This window comes from Citrobacter sp. Ct235, from assembly GCF_030332305.1.
In the GTDB taxonomy this organism is placed as follows: domain Bacteria; phylum Pseudomonadota; class Gammaproteobacteria; order Enterobacterales; family Enterobacteriaceae; genus Citrobacter_A; species Citrobacter_A telavivensis.
Window position 1 is genome coordinate 275,499 of the sequence record NZ_JAOWIC010000043.1, and the last position, 15,108, is coordinate 290,606.

General features: G+C 49.9%; 14 protein-coding genes. 11 read left to right on the forward strand and 3 right to left on the reverse strand.

What is annotated here, in order from left to right; all coding sequences use genetic code 11:
• The first annotated feature begins 387 nt into the window (after positions 1-387).
• From OGY35_RS10455 to OGY35_RS10500, 10 genes are all read left to right on the forward strand, one after another.
• A complete protein-coding gene (locus tag OGY35_RS10455; RefSeq protein WP_152402293.1) occupies positions 388-984 on the forward strand; it encodes a tyrosine-type DNA invertase in 597 nt (198 codons plus the stop codon).
• A 494-nt stretch (positions 985-1,478) separates the two neighbouring features.
• A complete protein-coding gene (fimA, locus tag OGY35_RS10460) occupies positions 1,479-2,027 on the forward strand; it encodes a type 1 fimbrial major subunit FimA (protein ID WP_152402290.1) in 549 nt (182 codons plus the stop codon).
• A 68-nt stretch (positions 2,028-2,095) separates the two neighbouring features.
• Positions 2,096-2,635: a type 1 fimbrial minor subunit FimI gene (gene fimI / locus OGY35_RS10465; protein WP_152402289.1), complete on the forward strand. Its 540-nt coding sequence runs from the start codon at positions 2,096-2,098 to the stop codon at positions 2,633-2,635.
• Positions 2,636-2,691: 56 nt separating this feature from the next.
• Positions 2,692-3,393 carry a fimbria/pilus periplasmic chaperone gene (locus OGY35_RS10470; RefSeq protein ID WP_284554097.1) on the forward strand — a complete coding sequence of 234 codons (702 nt, stop codon included), beginning with the start codon at positions 2,692-2,694 and terminating at the stop codon, positions 3,391-3,393.
• Positions 3,394-3,470: 77 nt separating this feature from the next.
• Positions 3,471-6,107, forward strand: a complete 2,637-nt coding sequence (locus OGY35_RS10475) for a fimbrial biogenesis usher protein (RefSeq protein ID WP_152402287.1) — start codon at positions 3,471-3,473, stop codon at positions 6,105-6,107.
• Between the two features lie 10 nt (positions 6,108-6,117).
• Positions 6,118-6,645 carry a type 1 fimbrial adaptor subunit FimF gene (gene fimF, locus OGY35_RS10480; protein WP_286632228.1) on the forward strand — a complete coding sequence of 176 codons (528 nt, stop codon included), beginning with the start codon at positions 6,118-6,120 and terminating at the stop codon, positions 6,643-6,645.
• A gap of 12 nt (positions 6,646-6,657) precedes the next feature.
• Entirely contained in the window at positions 6,658-7,158 is a 501-nt protein-coding gene (gene fimG / locus OGY35_RS10485; protein ID WP_286632229.1) for a type 1 fimbrial minor subunit FimG, read from the forward strand.
• Between the two features lie 16 nt (positions 7,159-7,174).
• A complete protein-coding gene (locus OGY35_RS10490; RefSeq protein ID WP_286632230.1) occupies positions 7,175-8,080 on the forward strand; it encodes a fimbrial protein in 906 nt (301 codons plus the stop codon).
• A gap of 16 nt (positions 8,081-8,096) precedes the next feature.
• Entirely contained in the window at positions 8,097-9,518 is a 1,422-nt protein-coding gene (locus tag OGY35_RS10495) for an EAL domain-containing protein (protein WP_286632231.1), read from the forward strand.
• A 186-nt stretch (positions 9,519-9,704) separates the two neighbouring features.
• Positions 9,705-10,388: a helix-turn-helix transcriptional regulator gene (locus OGY35_RS10500; RefSeq protein ID WP_152754354.1), complete on the forward strand. Its 684-nt coding sequence runs from the start codon at positions 9,705-9,707 to the stop codon at positions 10,386-10,388.
• A 13-nt stretch (positions 10,389-10,401) separates the two neighbouring features.
• Here OGY35_RS10500 and OGY35_RS10505 read toward each other — a convergent pair whose 3' ends face one another.
• Positions 10,402-11,037: an acyl-homoserine-lactone synthase gene (locus OGY35_RS10505; protein ID WP_286632232.1), complete on the reverse strand. Its 636-nt coding sequence runs from the start codon at positions 11,035-11,037 to the stop codon at positions 10,402-10,404.
• Between the two features lie 1,671 nt (positions 11,038-12,708).
• On the opposite strand from OGY35_RS10505, the gene OGY35_RS10510 reads away from it, so the two are divergent.
• Complete coding sequence (locus OGY35_RS10510) at positions 12,709-13,332, forward strand: helix-turn-helix transcriptional regulator (protein ID WP_152402275.1); 624 nt, start codon at positions 12,709-12,711, stop codon at positions 13,330-13,332.
• Positions 13,333-13,616: 284 nt separating this feature from the next.
• Here OGY35_RS10510 and OGY35_RS10515 read toward each other — a convergent pair whose 3' ends face one another.
• Together OGY35_RS10515 and OGY35_RS10520 are read right to left on the reverse strand one after the other, a co-directional pair.
• Positions 13,617-13,919, reverse strand: a complete 303-nt coding sequence (locus OGY35_RS10515; protein WP_152402273.1) for an antibiotic biosynthesis monooxygenase family protein — start codon at positions 13,917-13,919, stop codon at positions 13,617-13,619.
• 152 nt (positions 13,920-14,071) lie between these two features.
• The gene (locus OGY35_RS10520) at positions 14,072-15,019 is read right to left on the reverse strand and encodes a LysR family transcriptional regulator (RefSeq protein ID WP_286632233.1); all 948 of its coding nucleotides are present in this window, start codon (positions 15,017-15,019) and stop codon (positions 14,072-14,074) included.
• Between the last annotated feature and the right edge of the window lie 89 nt (positions 15,020-15,108).

The following is a 15,108-nucleotide window of genomic DNA, read 5'->3' on the forward strand; positions in this document are numbered from 1 at the left end:
TGCTTATTATTCACGCATATCTTTATTTGCATTAAAATTAAACAATTTTATTATATCCCTGTAATTAACAATGATATGTCTTTTACCAAAGTTAACGTTTCATCAAACAAACCTTCGCGGGAATCACTACCGTCTGTAACTATTTTTCTTTTAAATTTATACACCTGACTTTGTCTACCACAGACGCTATTGTCGCACCTGATAAAATCAATAAAAATAAGATTTATCATGTAGCAATAATAGCTGCGTGTGTAAAAGTGATGTAATCACAAACTGTGATTAATCCCCTAAATATAATATGCCTTTAACATCGCAGATTATTTTTTAATCGCATGATGTTGGCTACAGGCGTTCACTATCAGAAACATATTTCAGGAGTAATGTATTGTGAATCGACGTCGTTATCTTACCGGCAAAGAAGTACACGCTATGATGTTGGCCGCCCGGCATGGCGCGACCGGGGAGCGAGATTATTGCCTTATTTTACTGGCATTCCGTCACGGCATGCGCATCAGTGAACTCCTCGATCTGCATTACCGCGACTTCGATCTTAACGAGGGACGAATCAATATCCGTCGACTAAAAAACGGTTTTTCCACCATCCATCCACTGCGTTTTGATGAGCGTGAGGCCGTTGAACGCTGGAGTCAGGCGCGAGCAGACTGGAGAGGCGCAAGCCGGACTGACGCCGTGTTTATCTCCCGTCGGGGGACACCGCTTTCTCGCCAACAAGCGTATCGTATTATCCGGGCTGCAGGCATTGATGCCGGAACCGTCACCCATACCCATCCCCATATGTTACGTCACGCCTGCGGTTATGAACTTGCCGAAAGGGGGGCAGATACGCGCCTGATTCAGGATTATCTTGGCCACCGTAATATTCGCCATACCGTCCGTTACACCGCCAGCAACGCCGCACGTTTTGCCGGATTATGGGAGAGGAGCAGTCTGTTAGAAGTCATTTCACAGGAGAAAAAGAAATAAGATAACTTATTGATATAGAAAGGGAAGTCTTTGCATGAATAGGTCAATTGGGGCCAAACTGTTTATATCATAAAAAAAATGCGTAAAGCTTTGCAACTAACAAGTTGAGCATTATCAAAAATCACTAATTATCTCGTTGATTAGAATAGCATTATCCTCAATATTTTTTCTCACCCACCTCCGCGTTTAAAGACTTTTGGGATTTCTCCCTCTGAAATCTGCCCTGTATCCGCCCGCCTGTTAAAAATCACAATGTAGTTTTTTGTGTTTATAAAACACAAAAACAAAACATAAAAATCCGACAAATGAAATAATAATCGCCATTTCAAGACATTTATCCCAATGAGTCAAAATGGCCCCAATTGTCTCATTCGTTGGGCGAAAACTGTGCAGAACCGGCAGTCGTACCATTATGTTGAAACATGGAATGCCTGGAAGGCATAACGACTGCCCATTTGGGTTCGTTATATCGATATTGTTTAAAGGAAAACAGCATGAAAATTAAAACACTGGCTATCGTTGCTATGTCAGCTCTGTCTCTGGCTTCCGCGGCGGCTCTGGCCGATACCACCACGGTAAACGGCGGTACAGTGCATTTTAAAGGGGAAGTCGTTAACGCCGCCTGCGCCGTCGATGCCGGTTCTGTCGATCAAACCGTACAGCTTGGTCAGGTTCGCTCGGCAAAACTGGCGACGGCGGGCAGTACCAGTTCTTCCGTCGGTTTCAACATTCAGCTTGATGACTGTGATACCAGCGTATCAACCAAAGCCTCTGTGGCGTTCTCTGGCACGGCGATTGATACCACCAATAACACCGTACTGGCGTTGCAGAGCTCCGCAGCCGGTAGCGCCACCAACGTTGGCGTCCAGATCCTCGACAACAAAGGCACCCCACTGGCGCTGGACGGCGCAACCTTTAGCGCCGCGACAACCCTGAACGATGGCACCAACATCATCCCGTTCCAGGCCCGTTACTTTGCAACGGGCGCAGCAACAGCCGGTACTGCTAACGCTGACGCCACCTTCAAAGTTCAATACCAGTAATTCATCAGGCAGGGAAGCGAATGGGGCCAGGACGGCCTGTTATCCGCAATGGGACTGAGGTGATAACGATGCACAGGATGAAATCAGGACTGCTGATGCTTTTACTCCCCGCCTGCGCGCTGGCTGGAAACAAGTGGAATGTCACGTTGCCCGGCGGAAGCATGCGTTTTCAGGGCGTCATCATTGCCGAATCCTGCCGTGTTGAGGCAGGCGATCGTCAGATGACCGTGCAAATGGGGCAGATCAGCAGCAATCGATTTCATGCGGCAGGGGAAGATGCCAACCCTGTCCCTTTCGACATTCATCTCCAGGAGTGCAATACAGCCGTAAGCCAACGTGTCGGGGTGACGTTTCATGGCATTGCCGATGGGAAAAACCCCGATGTCCTCTCCGTGGGGGAAGGGCCAGGGATCGCCACCGGTATTGGGATAGCGTTATTTGATCAAGAAGGCAGCCAACTTCCTCTTAACCTTCCACCGGTTAGCGGATCGCGCCTCTACAGCGGGCCAACCACACTGCATTTCGTAGCGAAATATCGTTCTACCGGACGTCAGGTCACCGGAGGAACCGCCAACGCACAGGCCTGGTTCTCTTTGACCTACCAGTAATTAACCCGCAGAGATATCGAATACAGGAAATAACGGTGAGAACAACAGGGGTAAACATGAAAAAAACACGCACAATGATGCGCCGTCTGCTGGCAGGCGTGCTGCTGGTAACCGCCATGGGATCCTTCACCCAGGCCGAAGCGGGCGTGGCGCTGGGCGCGACTCGGGTGATTTATCCGGCGGGTCAAAAACAGGTGCAACTGGCGGTCACCAATAATGATGACAACAGTACGTATCTGCTCCAGTCATGGGTTGAAAATGCCGAGGGCGTCAAAGACGGACGCTTTGTCGTTACCCCGCCACTGTTTGCCATGCAGGGAAAAAAAGAGAACACCTTGCGTATTCTCGATGCGACCAATAATCAGTTGCCCCAGGACCGGGAAAGTCTGTTCTGGATGAATGTCAAAGCGATCCCGTCGATGGACAAATCGAAGCTCAGCGACAACACCCTCCAGTTGGCCATTATCAGCCGCATTAAGCTGTATTACCGTCCGGCCGGACTCGCACTGTCGCCGGATCAGGCCCCCGAAAAACTCACCTTTCGCCGTAGCGCAGGCTCGCTGACGTTGATCAATCCAACGCCGTACTACCTGACGGTGACTGAACTCAGCGCGGGCACCCGAACGCTGGAAAATGCACTCGTCCCACCGATGGGCGAAACCCGCGTGGCATTACCCGCCGATGCAGGCAGCGAAATTACCTATAAGACCATTAATGACTATGGCGCGCTGACGCCGCGCATGAAAGGCGCAATGTAATAACGCACGGGGAAACCAGCGTCATCCCTGAATAAAAAAAGAACTGACAGCCGGGCGATCTCGAACCGGAGGGACTAATGTCATATCTGAAATTTGGACTCGACCGTTTGAGCTCCCGCCGTATACGGCAGTACGCGCCACGTTTGGCAGGCATCATTGCGCAGACAGCCCTTGCCCTTCTGCTCGTTTTGCAGACATTTTCCGCGCGGGCAGAGCTCTATTTTAACCCGCGTTTTCTGGCGGACGATCCATCTGCCGTCGCGGATCTTTCCGGTTTTGAGAAAGGGCATGAGTTGCCCCCCGGCACGTACCGCGTCGATATCTGGCTGAATGACGGGTATATGACCACCCGCGATGTCACCTTCCATGCCAGCGAAAACAGTCACGAACTGGCTCCTTGCCTGACGCGTGGACAACTCGCGGCGATGGGGCTTAACACCGCATCAGTGAATGGAATGGATGCGCTGGCGACCGACGCCTGCGTTCCGTTAACGGAGATGATTAAAGACGCTACCGCACGTTTAGACGTGGGGCAACAGCAGTTGCATCTGACTATCCCTCAGGCGTTTATGGGTAATCAGGCGCGGGGCTATATCCCGCCGGAACAATGGGATAACGGTATTACGGCAGGGTTACTGAACTACAACTTCACAGGTAACACTGTCCAGAACGACATCGGCGGCAGCAGCAATTATGCGTATCTGAACCTGCAAAGTGGGCTTAACCTTGGTGCGTGGCGTCTGCGTGACAATACCACGTGGAGCTACAGTAGCGGCGGTGGATCTTCTGGCAATGACAACACATGGCAGCACGTCAATACCTGGCTGGAACGGGATATCACGCCGTTACGCTCGCGCCTGACGCTCGGCGATAGCTATACCAACGGCGATGTCTTTGACGGTATTAACTTTCGCGGCGCGCAACTCGCCTCTGATGACAATATGCTGCCGGACAGCCAGAAAGGTTTCGCCCCGGTGATCCACGGTATTGCCCGCGGTACGGCACAGGTCTCCATTAAACAAAACGGCTATGAGATCTATCACAGCACGGTACCGCCCGGCCCCTTCACCATTAGCGATCTTTATGCCGCAGGTAACGGTGGCGATCTGCAGGTCACCATCAAGGAAACCGACGGCAGCAGCCAGAATTTCACCGTTCCTTACTCCTCAGTTCCGGTGCTGCAACGTGAAGGCCACACCCGTTATGCCGTCACCGCCGGAGAGTACCGTAGCGGTAACGATCAGCAGGAAGAACCGACGTTCTTTCAGAGCACAGTACTCCACGGCCTTCCGGCAGGCTGGACCCTGTACGGCGGCACTCAACTGGCGGACCGCTACCGCGCCTTCAATCTGGGGGTGGGGAAAAATATGGGGGTGTTGGGGGCGCTGTCGGTAGATGTCACTCAGGCCAATGCCACCCTGCCCGATGACAGCAAACATCAGGGGCAGTCGGTACGCTTTCTCTATAACAAATCACTGAGCGACGTTGGCACGAACATCCAGTTGGTGGGCTATCGCTACTCCACACGCGGTTATTTTAGCTTTGCCGATACCACTTACCGTCGTATGAGCGGCTATAGCGTTGAAACGCAGGATGGGGTCATTCAGGTACAGCCAAAATTCACGGATTACTACAACCTCGCCTATAACAAGCGCGGCAAAGTGCAGGTGAGTCTGACCCAACAGTTAGGCCGCACCGCCACGCTCTATCTGAGCGGAAGCCACCAGACATACTGGGGCACCGACAGCGCCGACGAACAGTTGCAGGCTGGGTTGAACACCGCCATCGACGATATCAACTGGACACTGAGTTACAGCCTGACCAAAAACGCCTGGCAGGAGGGGCGCGATCAGATGCTCGCGATTAACGTCAATATCCCCTTCAGCCACTGGTTGCGATCGGACAGCCAGTCCGTCTGGCGACACGCCAGCGCCAGCTACAGCATGTCGAACGACCTTAACGGTCGAATGACCAACCTGGCGGGGCTGTATGGCACCTTGCTGGAAGACAATAACCTCAGCTACAGCGTGCAAACCGGCTATGCGGGCGGCGGTGAAGGTAACAGCGGCAGTACAGGCTATGCCGCGTTGAACTACCGCAGCAGTTACGGCAACGCCAACGTCGGTTACAGCCGTAGTGACGGTCTCAAACAGCTCTATTACGGGATGAGCGGTGGCGTACTGGCGCATGCTAACGGCGTCACGCTGAGCCAACCGCTCAATGACACGGTGGTGTTAATAAAAGCACCGGGCGCTGAGGGCGTGAAAGTCGAAAACCAGACCGGAGTCCGTACCGACTGGCGGGGTTACGCCGTCCTGCCTTACGCCACCGAATACCGCGAAAACCGGGTTGCGCTGAATACCAATACGCTCGCCGACAACGTTGATCTCGATGATGCCGTCATCAACGTCGTCCCCACGCACGGTGCGATCGTCCGTGCCGAATTTAATGCCCATGTCGGGATGAAACTGCTGATGACGCTAATCCACAACGGCAAACCGGTTCCGTTTGGCGCAATGGTCACCTCTGACAGCAATAAAAGTGGCAGCATCGTCGCCGATAACGGTCTGGTTTATCTGAGCGGCATGCCGCTGGCGGGAAAGGTGCAGGTGAAATGGGGGAACGCTGCGAGCGCCAGTTGCGTGGCGGATTACCGCCTGACCGCAGAGAACCAGCAACAACGACTCATTCAGCTCACGGCGGAGTGCCGCTAAGGACATGATGATGAAAAAACGTCTTTATCTGCTGGGTGTCGTTTTCTCGCTGATTGCCGCTAACGCGCTTGCCGCCGACAGCACCATTACGATCAGCGGGTATGTCAGGGATAACGCCTGTGCTGTGGCGGGCGAATCCAAAGATTTTACTGTCGATCTACTGGATAACGCGGCAAAACAGTTCAGCCGCGTCGGCGCGACCACGCCTCCCGTCCCGTTCCGTATTGTGCTCTCCCCCTGCGGCAGTTCAGTCACTGCGGTAAAGGTCGGTTTTATCGGTATTGCTGATAATGACAACACCCATTTATTGCAACTCGATAGCGGAAACTCGGCGGCGGCCGGAATGGGGATCCAGATCCTCAACGGACAGCAGACGGAGCTGCCCCTCAATGCCGGATCATCCACCCTACCCTGGACCACCCTGACGCCCGGCCAGACCAACACGCTGAACTTTTATGCCCGCCTGATGGCGACGCAGGTGCCCGTCACGCCAGGACACGTTAATGCAACAGCGACATTCACTCTTGAATTTCAGTAAGCGGAGGCTCTGATGAGATGGTTTCAACCCGGGTGGCTACTGGCTGTAATACTGGCAGCCCCCTCAGCGCTACAGGCAGCCGACGTGACTATTACCGTGAACGGAAAAGTGGTAGCGAAACCGTGCACGGTATCCACCACCAATGCCACCGTCGAGCTTGGCGATCTCTACACCTTCAGTCTGGTCTCGGCCGGTTCCACCTCCGCCTGGCATACCGTGGCGCTCGATCTGAGCAACTGTCCGGTCGGTACGTCCCGCGTTACAGCCAGCTTCAGCGGTACGGCCGACAGTACCGGCTATTACAAAAATCAGGGGAGCGCCGGAAATATCCAGCTTGAACTCCAGGATGACAGCGGTAACCGACTGAACACCGGCGCGACAAAGTCTGTTCAGGTGGATGACGCCACGCAGGCCACCCGTTTTCCTTTACAGGTCAGAGCGATATCCGTCAACGGCGGCGCAACCCAGGGAACTATCCAGGCCGTGATTAACGTGACCTACACCTATGCCTGACCAGGAGAGTATGTTAATGAAAAAAATCATCACCCTGCTGACGACGTTGCTACTGTTGGGCTGGTCGGTCAATGCCTGGTCCTTCGCCTGCAAAACCGCTAGCGGGGCGACAATTCCTATTGGCGGCGGCAGCGCTAATGTCTATGTCGACCTCGCACCGGCGGTGAACGTCGGGCAAAACCTGGTTGTCGATCTCTCAACGCAGATTTTTTGTCACAACGATTATCCTGAAACCATAACCGACTATGTCACTCTCCAGCAGGGGTCCGCTTACGGCGGCGTGTTAGCGAGTTTTTCCGGCACCGTAAAATACAACGGTTCCAGCTACCCGTTTCCCACCACCAGCGAAACCGCGCGGATGATCTATGACTCGAAAATCGATAAACCCTGGCCGACCGTACTGTATCTGACGCCGATCAGTTCTGCCGGCGGCGTGGCGATAAGCACCGGAACGCTTATTGCCAAACTGATTCTCCGCCAGACCAACAGCAAAGACAGCGATGACTTTCAGTTCGTCTGGAACATCTACGCCAACAACAATGTGGTCATTCCTACCGGCGGCTGCGACGTCTCCGCCCGCGACGTGACGGTGGCCCTGCCTGACTACCCTGGCTCCATGCCCATCCCTCTGACCGTTTACTGCGCGCAAAGCCAGAAACTGGCGTATTACCTCTCGGGAACCACGGCGGATTCCGCCAGTTCAATCTTCACCAATACCGCATCGTCCTCTCCGGCATTGGGCATTGGCGTCCAACTCACGCGCAACGGCAGTGTCGTCCCCACCAACAGCACCGTGTCATTAGGGACGGTCAGCACCTCTGCCGTGAGCCTCGGCTTAACGGCCAATTACGCGCGAACCAGCGGACAGGTTACGGCGGGAAATGTTCAGTCAATCATCGGGGTGACGTTTGTTTATCAGTGATACGGGAAGCCCCACGATGGACTACATTCTGTCGCCCTGCCCCTATGCTGGCGAAGGACTCGCAAGGATGATGGCGTCAGACCGCCAGCAGTTGACGCAGTTGGACGCACAGTCGCTGGATATTTCGGCGCTTGCCGCCCTGGCGCCAGCACGCCGAATTGTGGTGTTTCTTCCTGACGATCCCCTTGGGTTGCTCACGACGCTGCAGCAAGCGGCGGTTTTGCTGGACCAGTCCGCCGCTCCCCTGCCGATGCTAATCCTTAGCCGCTGTCCTGACCGTTGGTTGTGGCACACGCTGGGGCATCTTGTTACCCGTCGCAGTCTGCTTAGCGAAATCCGGGTCGCCGCCTCCGACTTGCCAACTCGCTGCATTGCGGCACAGCTGCGCGGGCATGGATTTCAGGAGGCCCCTTTTCTGATGCAACGAGCAGAAAAAGCGAGGCTGGTTTATGGCAAACCGGCGGTTGGCCTCAGCAAACCTGAGCTAAACGCCATTCTGGATTTATTGCATGGATACAACATCATGGAGCGGGCACAACAGCAGGGTATCAGCCAAAAAACGCTTTATAACCAGAGGACATCAGGACTCAAAAAGATGGCAGAACATCACCCAAAACTGGCAGCACATTTTCCCGGCAATCCGGAAACCCGGCAGAACAGAAGCGGCATCAATCCGCTATCCCCCTTCGAACGTGAATTCATCCATGCCATCCATTGCCGACAACTCTTTCCGGTATTTCAACCGATTGTTGATAGCACCCATCGATTACAAGGTGTGGAAATTCTCTCACGCTGGCGTCGCAATGGAACGGTCCTGCAACCCGGCGAATTTTTGCCACAGATACGCGCCGAATACGCCTGGCAGGTACTGACTGCGTTTGTTTTGCAGGAAGCCATACAGCGAATCAACCAGCATCCCGGGGAGTTTTATTTCTCACTGAACATCCCTGCCGCCATTGCCGGTCATGAATGCCTTCCGCGAATGCTGGAAACCGCAAAACAGCAGTTGCATTCGCCGCAGCGAACGGAGAGGCTGGTACTGGAATTTGCTGAAACCATCGATGTCAGTCAAAGAGGGAAAACCGCCGCGAACATCGACAAATTAAAACAGCTCGGCTTTCGTATTATGCTGGATGACTGCTTTTCACAAGGCAGCGTGATGTTTCCGGTCAGGCAGATCCAGTTTAGCGAATATAAGCTGGACAGGGGCATTATCAATGATATGCAACGCGATCCACACGCACTGGCGCTGATAAAAAGCCTGAACTATTACTGTATGCTGACAGGCAGTCGCTGCGTTGCCGAAGGGGTGGACAGTGCAGAGAAATTTGCGATATTAAAAGCCTTAGGTATCGATCGCTTTCAGGGATATCTCATCTCCCCGCCGGTAGGCGGGAATATGCTCGAAACGTTTATGGGCAACGCCATATCATTCTGATCAAACATGCTTTTCGCCTGCACGATAGCGAACGGGCATCAAATCAGACCTTTTCAGGCGGTAAACAGACTCGTCAAGAGGACAGAAAATATCGACTGTTGTGGGATAAGTCCATTTTGTCAGGCAACGAGGCAGGTTATACTTATTCAAACACTCATCTCAGAGGCAGCAGCTGGCGTGAAGGATATGTATTACAGCGATGAAGGGATCAATGCGTTAATCCAGAACGAACTGAATACGTTCATTAAGGACTACAAAAATACGGTCTACGCATATGCGATCATGAACAAGAAAGATCCCTCGCAAATGCAGATTATCAATAATAATCCTGAGTGGTTTGATATCTATCTTGAAAGAAAATATCAGTTTATTGACCCTGTTATTATTAGGGCATTAAGCAGCGTTGAGGATTTTTTCTGGGAGAACAAGGTACTACTGGCAAGCGGTTATAATCTTACCCGCATTTTCAGTGAAAGTTCTGAACACAATATTTTTCAGGGCCAAACGTTTCCCCTGCATGACTATCTGAATAATCTTGTCGTGTTGTCCATCATCAGCCAGAAGGATTCGGGTATTGAGATGGAAACCTGTCGTGCACATTTCATGCATTTTCTCATTCAGTTACATCAGAAGACACTCGATCTCTACAGTAAAGTTCATCAAAAAAAGAACGTTTTTTTGTCACCGCGCGAACGGCAGATTTTGAAATGGGTCAGTGCAGGTAAAACGTACGCAGAAGTCTCGGTTATTTTATCAATTGCTGAGCGAACCGTGAAATTTCATATGGGTAATGCGATGAAGAAGCTGGGCGTGAACAACGCCAGACATGCGGTAAAACTCGGAATGGAGCTCAGATTACTGGATAACTGAACTCCGTGCGCAATTACATACGGCGAAGTTGTTGAAGTATCTCGCGGAGCCAGTGGCTGTCCTTGTCTTTACTGATGATGCTTTCGACCGCGCTTTCACTTGCCGGCATAAAAATATAGTAGATAGTTTCACCTTTCTCAGAAAGACCTTTCTGAATCACGTCTATTTTCCAGTTAGCATGACGAAATATGGCATACATGCCGCGACTGGCAACGGCGTACATACCCCGATACTGTTTTTTCATGCAATAGATGATCATCGCGAGGAACAGTGCCTTACTGGCTGGCATCCCGCGAAGGTTTCCGGAATCACGTCTGGCTTTATCTAAAAACAGGCGACTCACTTCGCAACAGGGAATATCCGTTGGAAGGGAGATATTATCAAAGTACTCATGGAATATTTCGCTGATCATCGTCGGTTGCGTGGCGTCGATAAATCGGGCGCCGCACAGGATCTCTCCCCCATGCATGCCTAAAAGGTAAGTCGTGTTTTCGTTATCAAATTGATCCTTTTCCAGGCCATCAATACATTCCACTTTCCAGTCGAGTCGCTCACGAAATGTTCGGTTTCGCAGTCTGTAGAGTTCAGTGGCAAAACCTGACGGCAACTTATCGCGATCAAGCAAAAAAAACTCAACAAAAGAGTTCATTTATTCATTCCTGATAATAACATTCCGAAATTATTATCCCCTGTCTTTTAGGACAGCTTTTTTTTAGGGCGGGTCTTCCTTATACTTAAAAAATACCTGACTAATAGCGCTCGCGGCGCATACTAGTCAGGCGGTCAAAGACCAACGTAACACCAGGGATAAATCCACCCGAGATTATCTAACATTTAGTCCCTCGGGTACAGAATGCAATAAGCACTTAATCAATAAAAAACCATTAAAATACGACAAATATCAAATATTCACCTTTATTATATTGCCCCTTGTATTTTCAAGGGGTAATATTTAGGGTCGCATTAATTCAAAAATTCAGTACAGTCCTGCCTTGTTTCAGTCCCTTGTCATCACGACGCTCAATCTTTCCTTATACCACCTTCCGGCGACAAATCCCTTCAACGCCAACGTCATCACTACTTTCAGTAAGAAAACAACGGCTTGCCGGTGAGTCGCTATGAAAGGCAATTCTGCCCTGTTGACGATCCTCATCCAGGCAACGCGTGGTAAAAATGACCACCAAACAATTTCGCAATAATTCTCAGCGGAGCATCGTTTATTCCTAACGCCGTTTGTCCCTTTACACAGAAGAAACACATCTCTCTTCTCTCTCGGGTCAACCGCACGTTCCGATGGTGCTGATGGCTCAGCCTGGCATCCCTCTGCTAATTTGACGGCGACCAGTGCGCTGTCAGGATTGTCGTCCACGCGTCGGATAACGGCAGCACCTGTATTCCCACAAATTATTTATGGGTTAAAGGTTATATCCCTCTCATCTACGGCAGCGGAAAGGCGGTATTATCCGTGACGATTTATATATTGACGAATTTCAATCTCAACAGATCCACGGTGAGGTTTCTCTCAAATGAAGTAACCAACACGCTATCGGATAGCTAAACTTCATTTGGCCCGCACTTTAACATAAAGTGCTATTTTTTCTTTCTGATACCCTTCAAATCCTTGCAATAATGGCTTAATGTATGGAATAAATTCTTATTTTACTCGTGTAAGAGAATAGTTCCATTTGCATATATTGCATGAAATCATCGCAAATCACGCTTGCTTTAAATATAAGAATTTTACCCTTTACGGTATTTTACCCACACGCATTATAGGCTCATTTCAATAGCAGAACTATTGACATCACGTAATATTGACTTTACTTTTCATAAAAGTCATACATATGAAAAATTGATTAGTAACGTGTCAAATAGTCTTACTTTATATTGTTCCCCCTTAAGGACAGGAGATGGGTCTATTTTCAAAAAAATATTTACCTGGTGCGTCAGGTGTTTCTGTGACTCTTTTTTCTCAGTATCCCGTCCCCCAGACGTTCTGTATTGCATTCGACTGTTTAAAGGAATTGGGTTCGGGAACCGATTTACCTGTGCTCATTGAGACGTATATGCCACCCGCGAGCACCAGGATAATTACCAAAAACACGACAACACTCTCCTGTGTCTGGCAAAGGAATACCGATACGTTCTCTGTTCATGACGAGGGCCTGACGATCAATAGTCCGGGCATGGAACCTTTGAATACGCCTCTCCCACTGGAAAAATTGTTTTACACGGATAGTTTTTTAACATCTTTTGGAAAAATCTCAGACGTGTATAGAAACCTAACAAATGAATGAGAACGACTTGGGAGAATTTATATATGAATGCGTATTTGAAAAAACAGATTCATTGTATTAGTTGTGAGACGTCATGTCTTATTTCCCCAGAGAAGAGCGTCTGTTCTCTGTATTGTGACCATACTCAATTCGCAGTATGGCCGGAGGTGAATATTTATTTTAAAAATGGGGTCATTGAGAAGTTTTTAATGAAGTATAAAAACCATTTGCCACGTGGTTTTATCTTTATCGACTTCTCCTTTGCTAACCTGAGATATTTTGTTAAATCGGATTGGGTTGATTACCTGATCGGTACAAAAATGTACATTATCCTGATCGCCGATAAAAAAATGAGTTCCTTAGCGAATTACTGGCTTGTCAATCGTCAGGAAATCAGAGGCGTTATTTACTCCTGTGATAGAGAAGATGCCATTGAACAAAAAATCAAGCGATTATTCAGAGGTGAGTTAGCCAATCGCCGGATGGGAGAAACGCTGAATCGGGCTGAGTATTCCCTGCTGGCTCATTTTATTGCTGGCAGAGGGTTTAAAGAAATCATCGAACTTGATCAACTCAAACCCAAAGAAGTCTATGTCAGAAAATTACGTCTGGAAAATAAATTTGGCTGTCGAACCAATGCTATTTTCTGTCAGATTGCGGGGCAATGACCTGTCATTCACAGCGGCTCAGAAATAGCGCCCCCAGCGTATGGTACTTTCCGTTCCCCTGTATGCTTTGGATACCATTCTGCTTGCGTAATGGCTGTGATTCCCCTTCCTCTGTATTGGTTACAGAATGTCATGGGTTACTGGATTTTCTGCTCAACATCGAAACGCAGAGCAACCTGATCGGCTTGCAGGCATTCAGGCTGTAATCGTGTATCGGCGAAGAACAGAGATATAACCCTCCCCCGACGGCCAGAAGCGACGTCGGGGGGTATTCCATTCGCTTCTCATTCGGATGAATAATCACGCAGAACGTGCGCAACGCGGATTCGGTAAAACGAAAATATCGACTCCCTTCCTTCCATTTGCGCGGCCCGATGTTTCATGTTGTTTTTCCACACCGTAACGGCGTCTTCACTCTCCCACCACGACAGCGATAAAATCCGCCCCTCCTTGCTCAAACTTCTGAAACGCTCAATTGAGATGAAACCCTCAATATTAACGAGTTCCGTCCTGAGTTCAGCGGCGAGTTGTAAATATCGTTCCTGCTGAGCGGGCACCGCATCCGCTTCAAAAATCACTGCAATCATAGCAACCTCCGGCATAAGCACTTCCGCTACTTTAGAGGGTAATTGCGGGCAATACTTCGCTGGAGACCGAATGATGAAGGATTGGGGTTATGTAAATATCAGGCGTTCTATCTCGTTAGTGGATAACGCGGCTTCCTCCGTCGCGACCATGATCATAACGACACATCCGCATCCGCATCCGAATCGAGCTTACTGTAAAACCCTTGCTCCAGTTTCGTTTCCAGTATCGACCGGACTTCAATCGCCAGATGTTTATAAAACTCAGACAGTTCGTCGTCCTTACACAACAGGACAATTTTGCGCCGCTCTTTACGGTTGTTGATACGGATGATCTTCAGCGAGTCGGTAAACGTGGGAATGGTGGTCATAAACAGCGGCGTGGTCAGCGTCCATCCATAACCGTAGGAAATAAGTTTCAGAATGTCATCAGCATTGTCCATTTCAAACTGTATGGATGGAGACAGGTTATTCCATTTCAGCCAGTTGAGCGTCTGGATGCCGGTTGGCGTACTGGGGGTGTAGGCGATGTAGTTCCTGTTTTTACACAACTCTTCCAGTCGCGTCTCCGGCCAGGCTTTGGGGCAAACGCACAGAAACTCTTCCTCAATCAACGGGTACATTCTGACGTTAGGCGGCATCTCAGTATGCAGCATGGTGATTGCCAGGTTAATGCTGCCTGTATTCAGTGCGGAAAGCAGTCCCGATGCCGTACCGGTAACCTGAAAAATATGTTTTACCTGCGGTTGCAGGAACTTAAGGATATCCAGCCCAATGGATTTACCGATCGAATCAACAAAACCAATTTTCAAATGTGAAATATGCCCGTGACTGATCGCGTTAATATGTTCCTGCAAATAAATGCCGCTATCGATAATCTTTTTCCCCAGCGGATACAGCGCTTGCCCGGCTATCGTCATCTGAATGGGTCGCTGTGAGCGGTTAATCACATCTGTCTTTAGGCCATTTTCCAGATTCGCTATCTGCTGAGAAATCGAGGATTGAGTCAGGTTGAGCTTCTTTGCCGCAGCGGTAAATGAACCGGTCTCAATCACCGCTAAAAACGCCTGTAACTGCTTAAAATCGAAGTTAATGTCCTTCATCCCCGCCTCTACTATTACATTTTTTAATAATGAGTATTTATCTTTTCAATGGTTTTTTTTCTTTGAGCCACTTCAAATTATCTGTACAG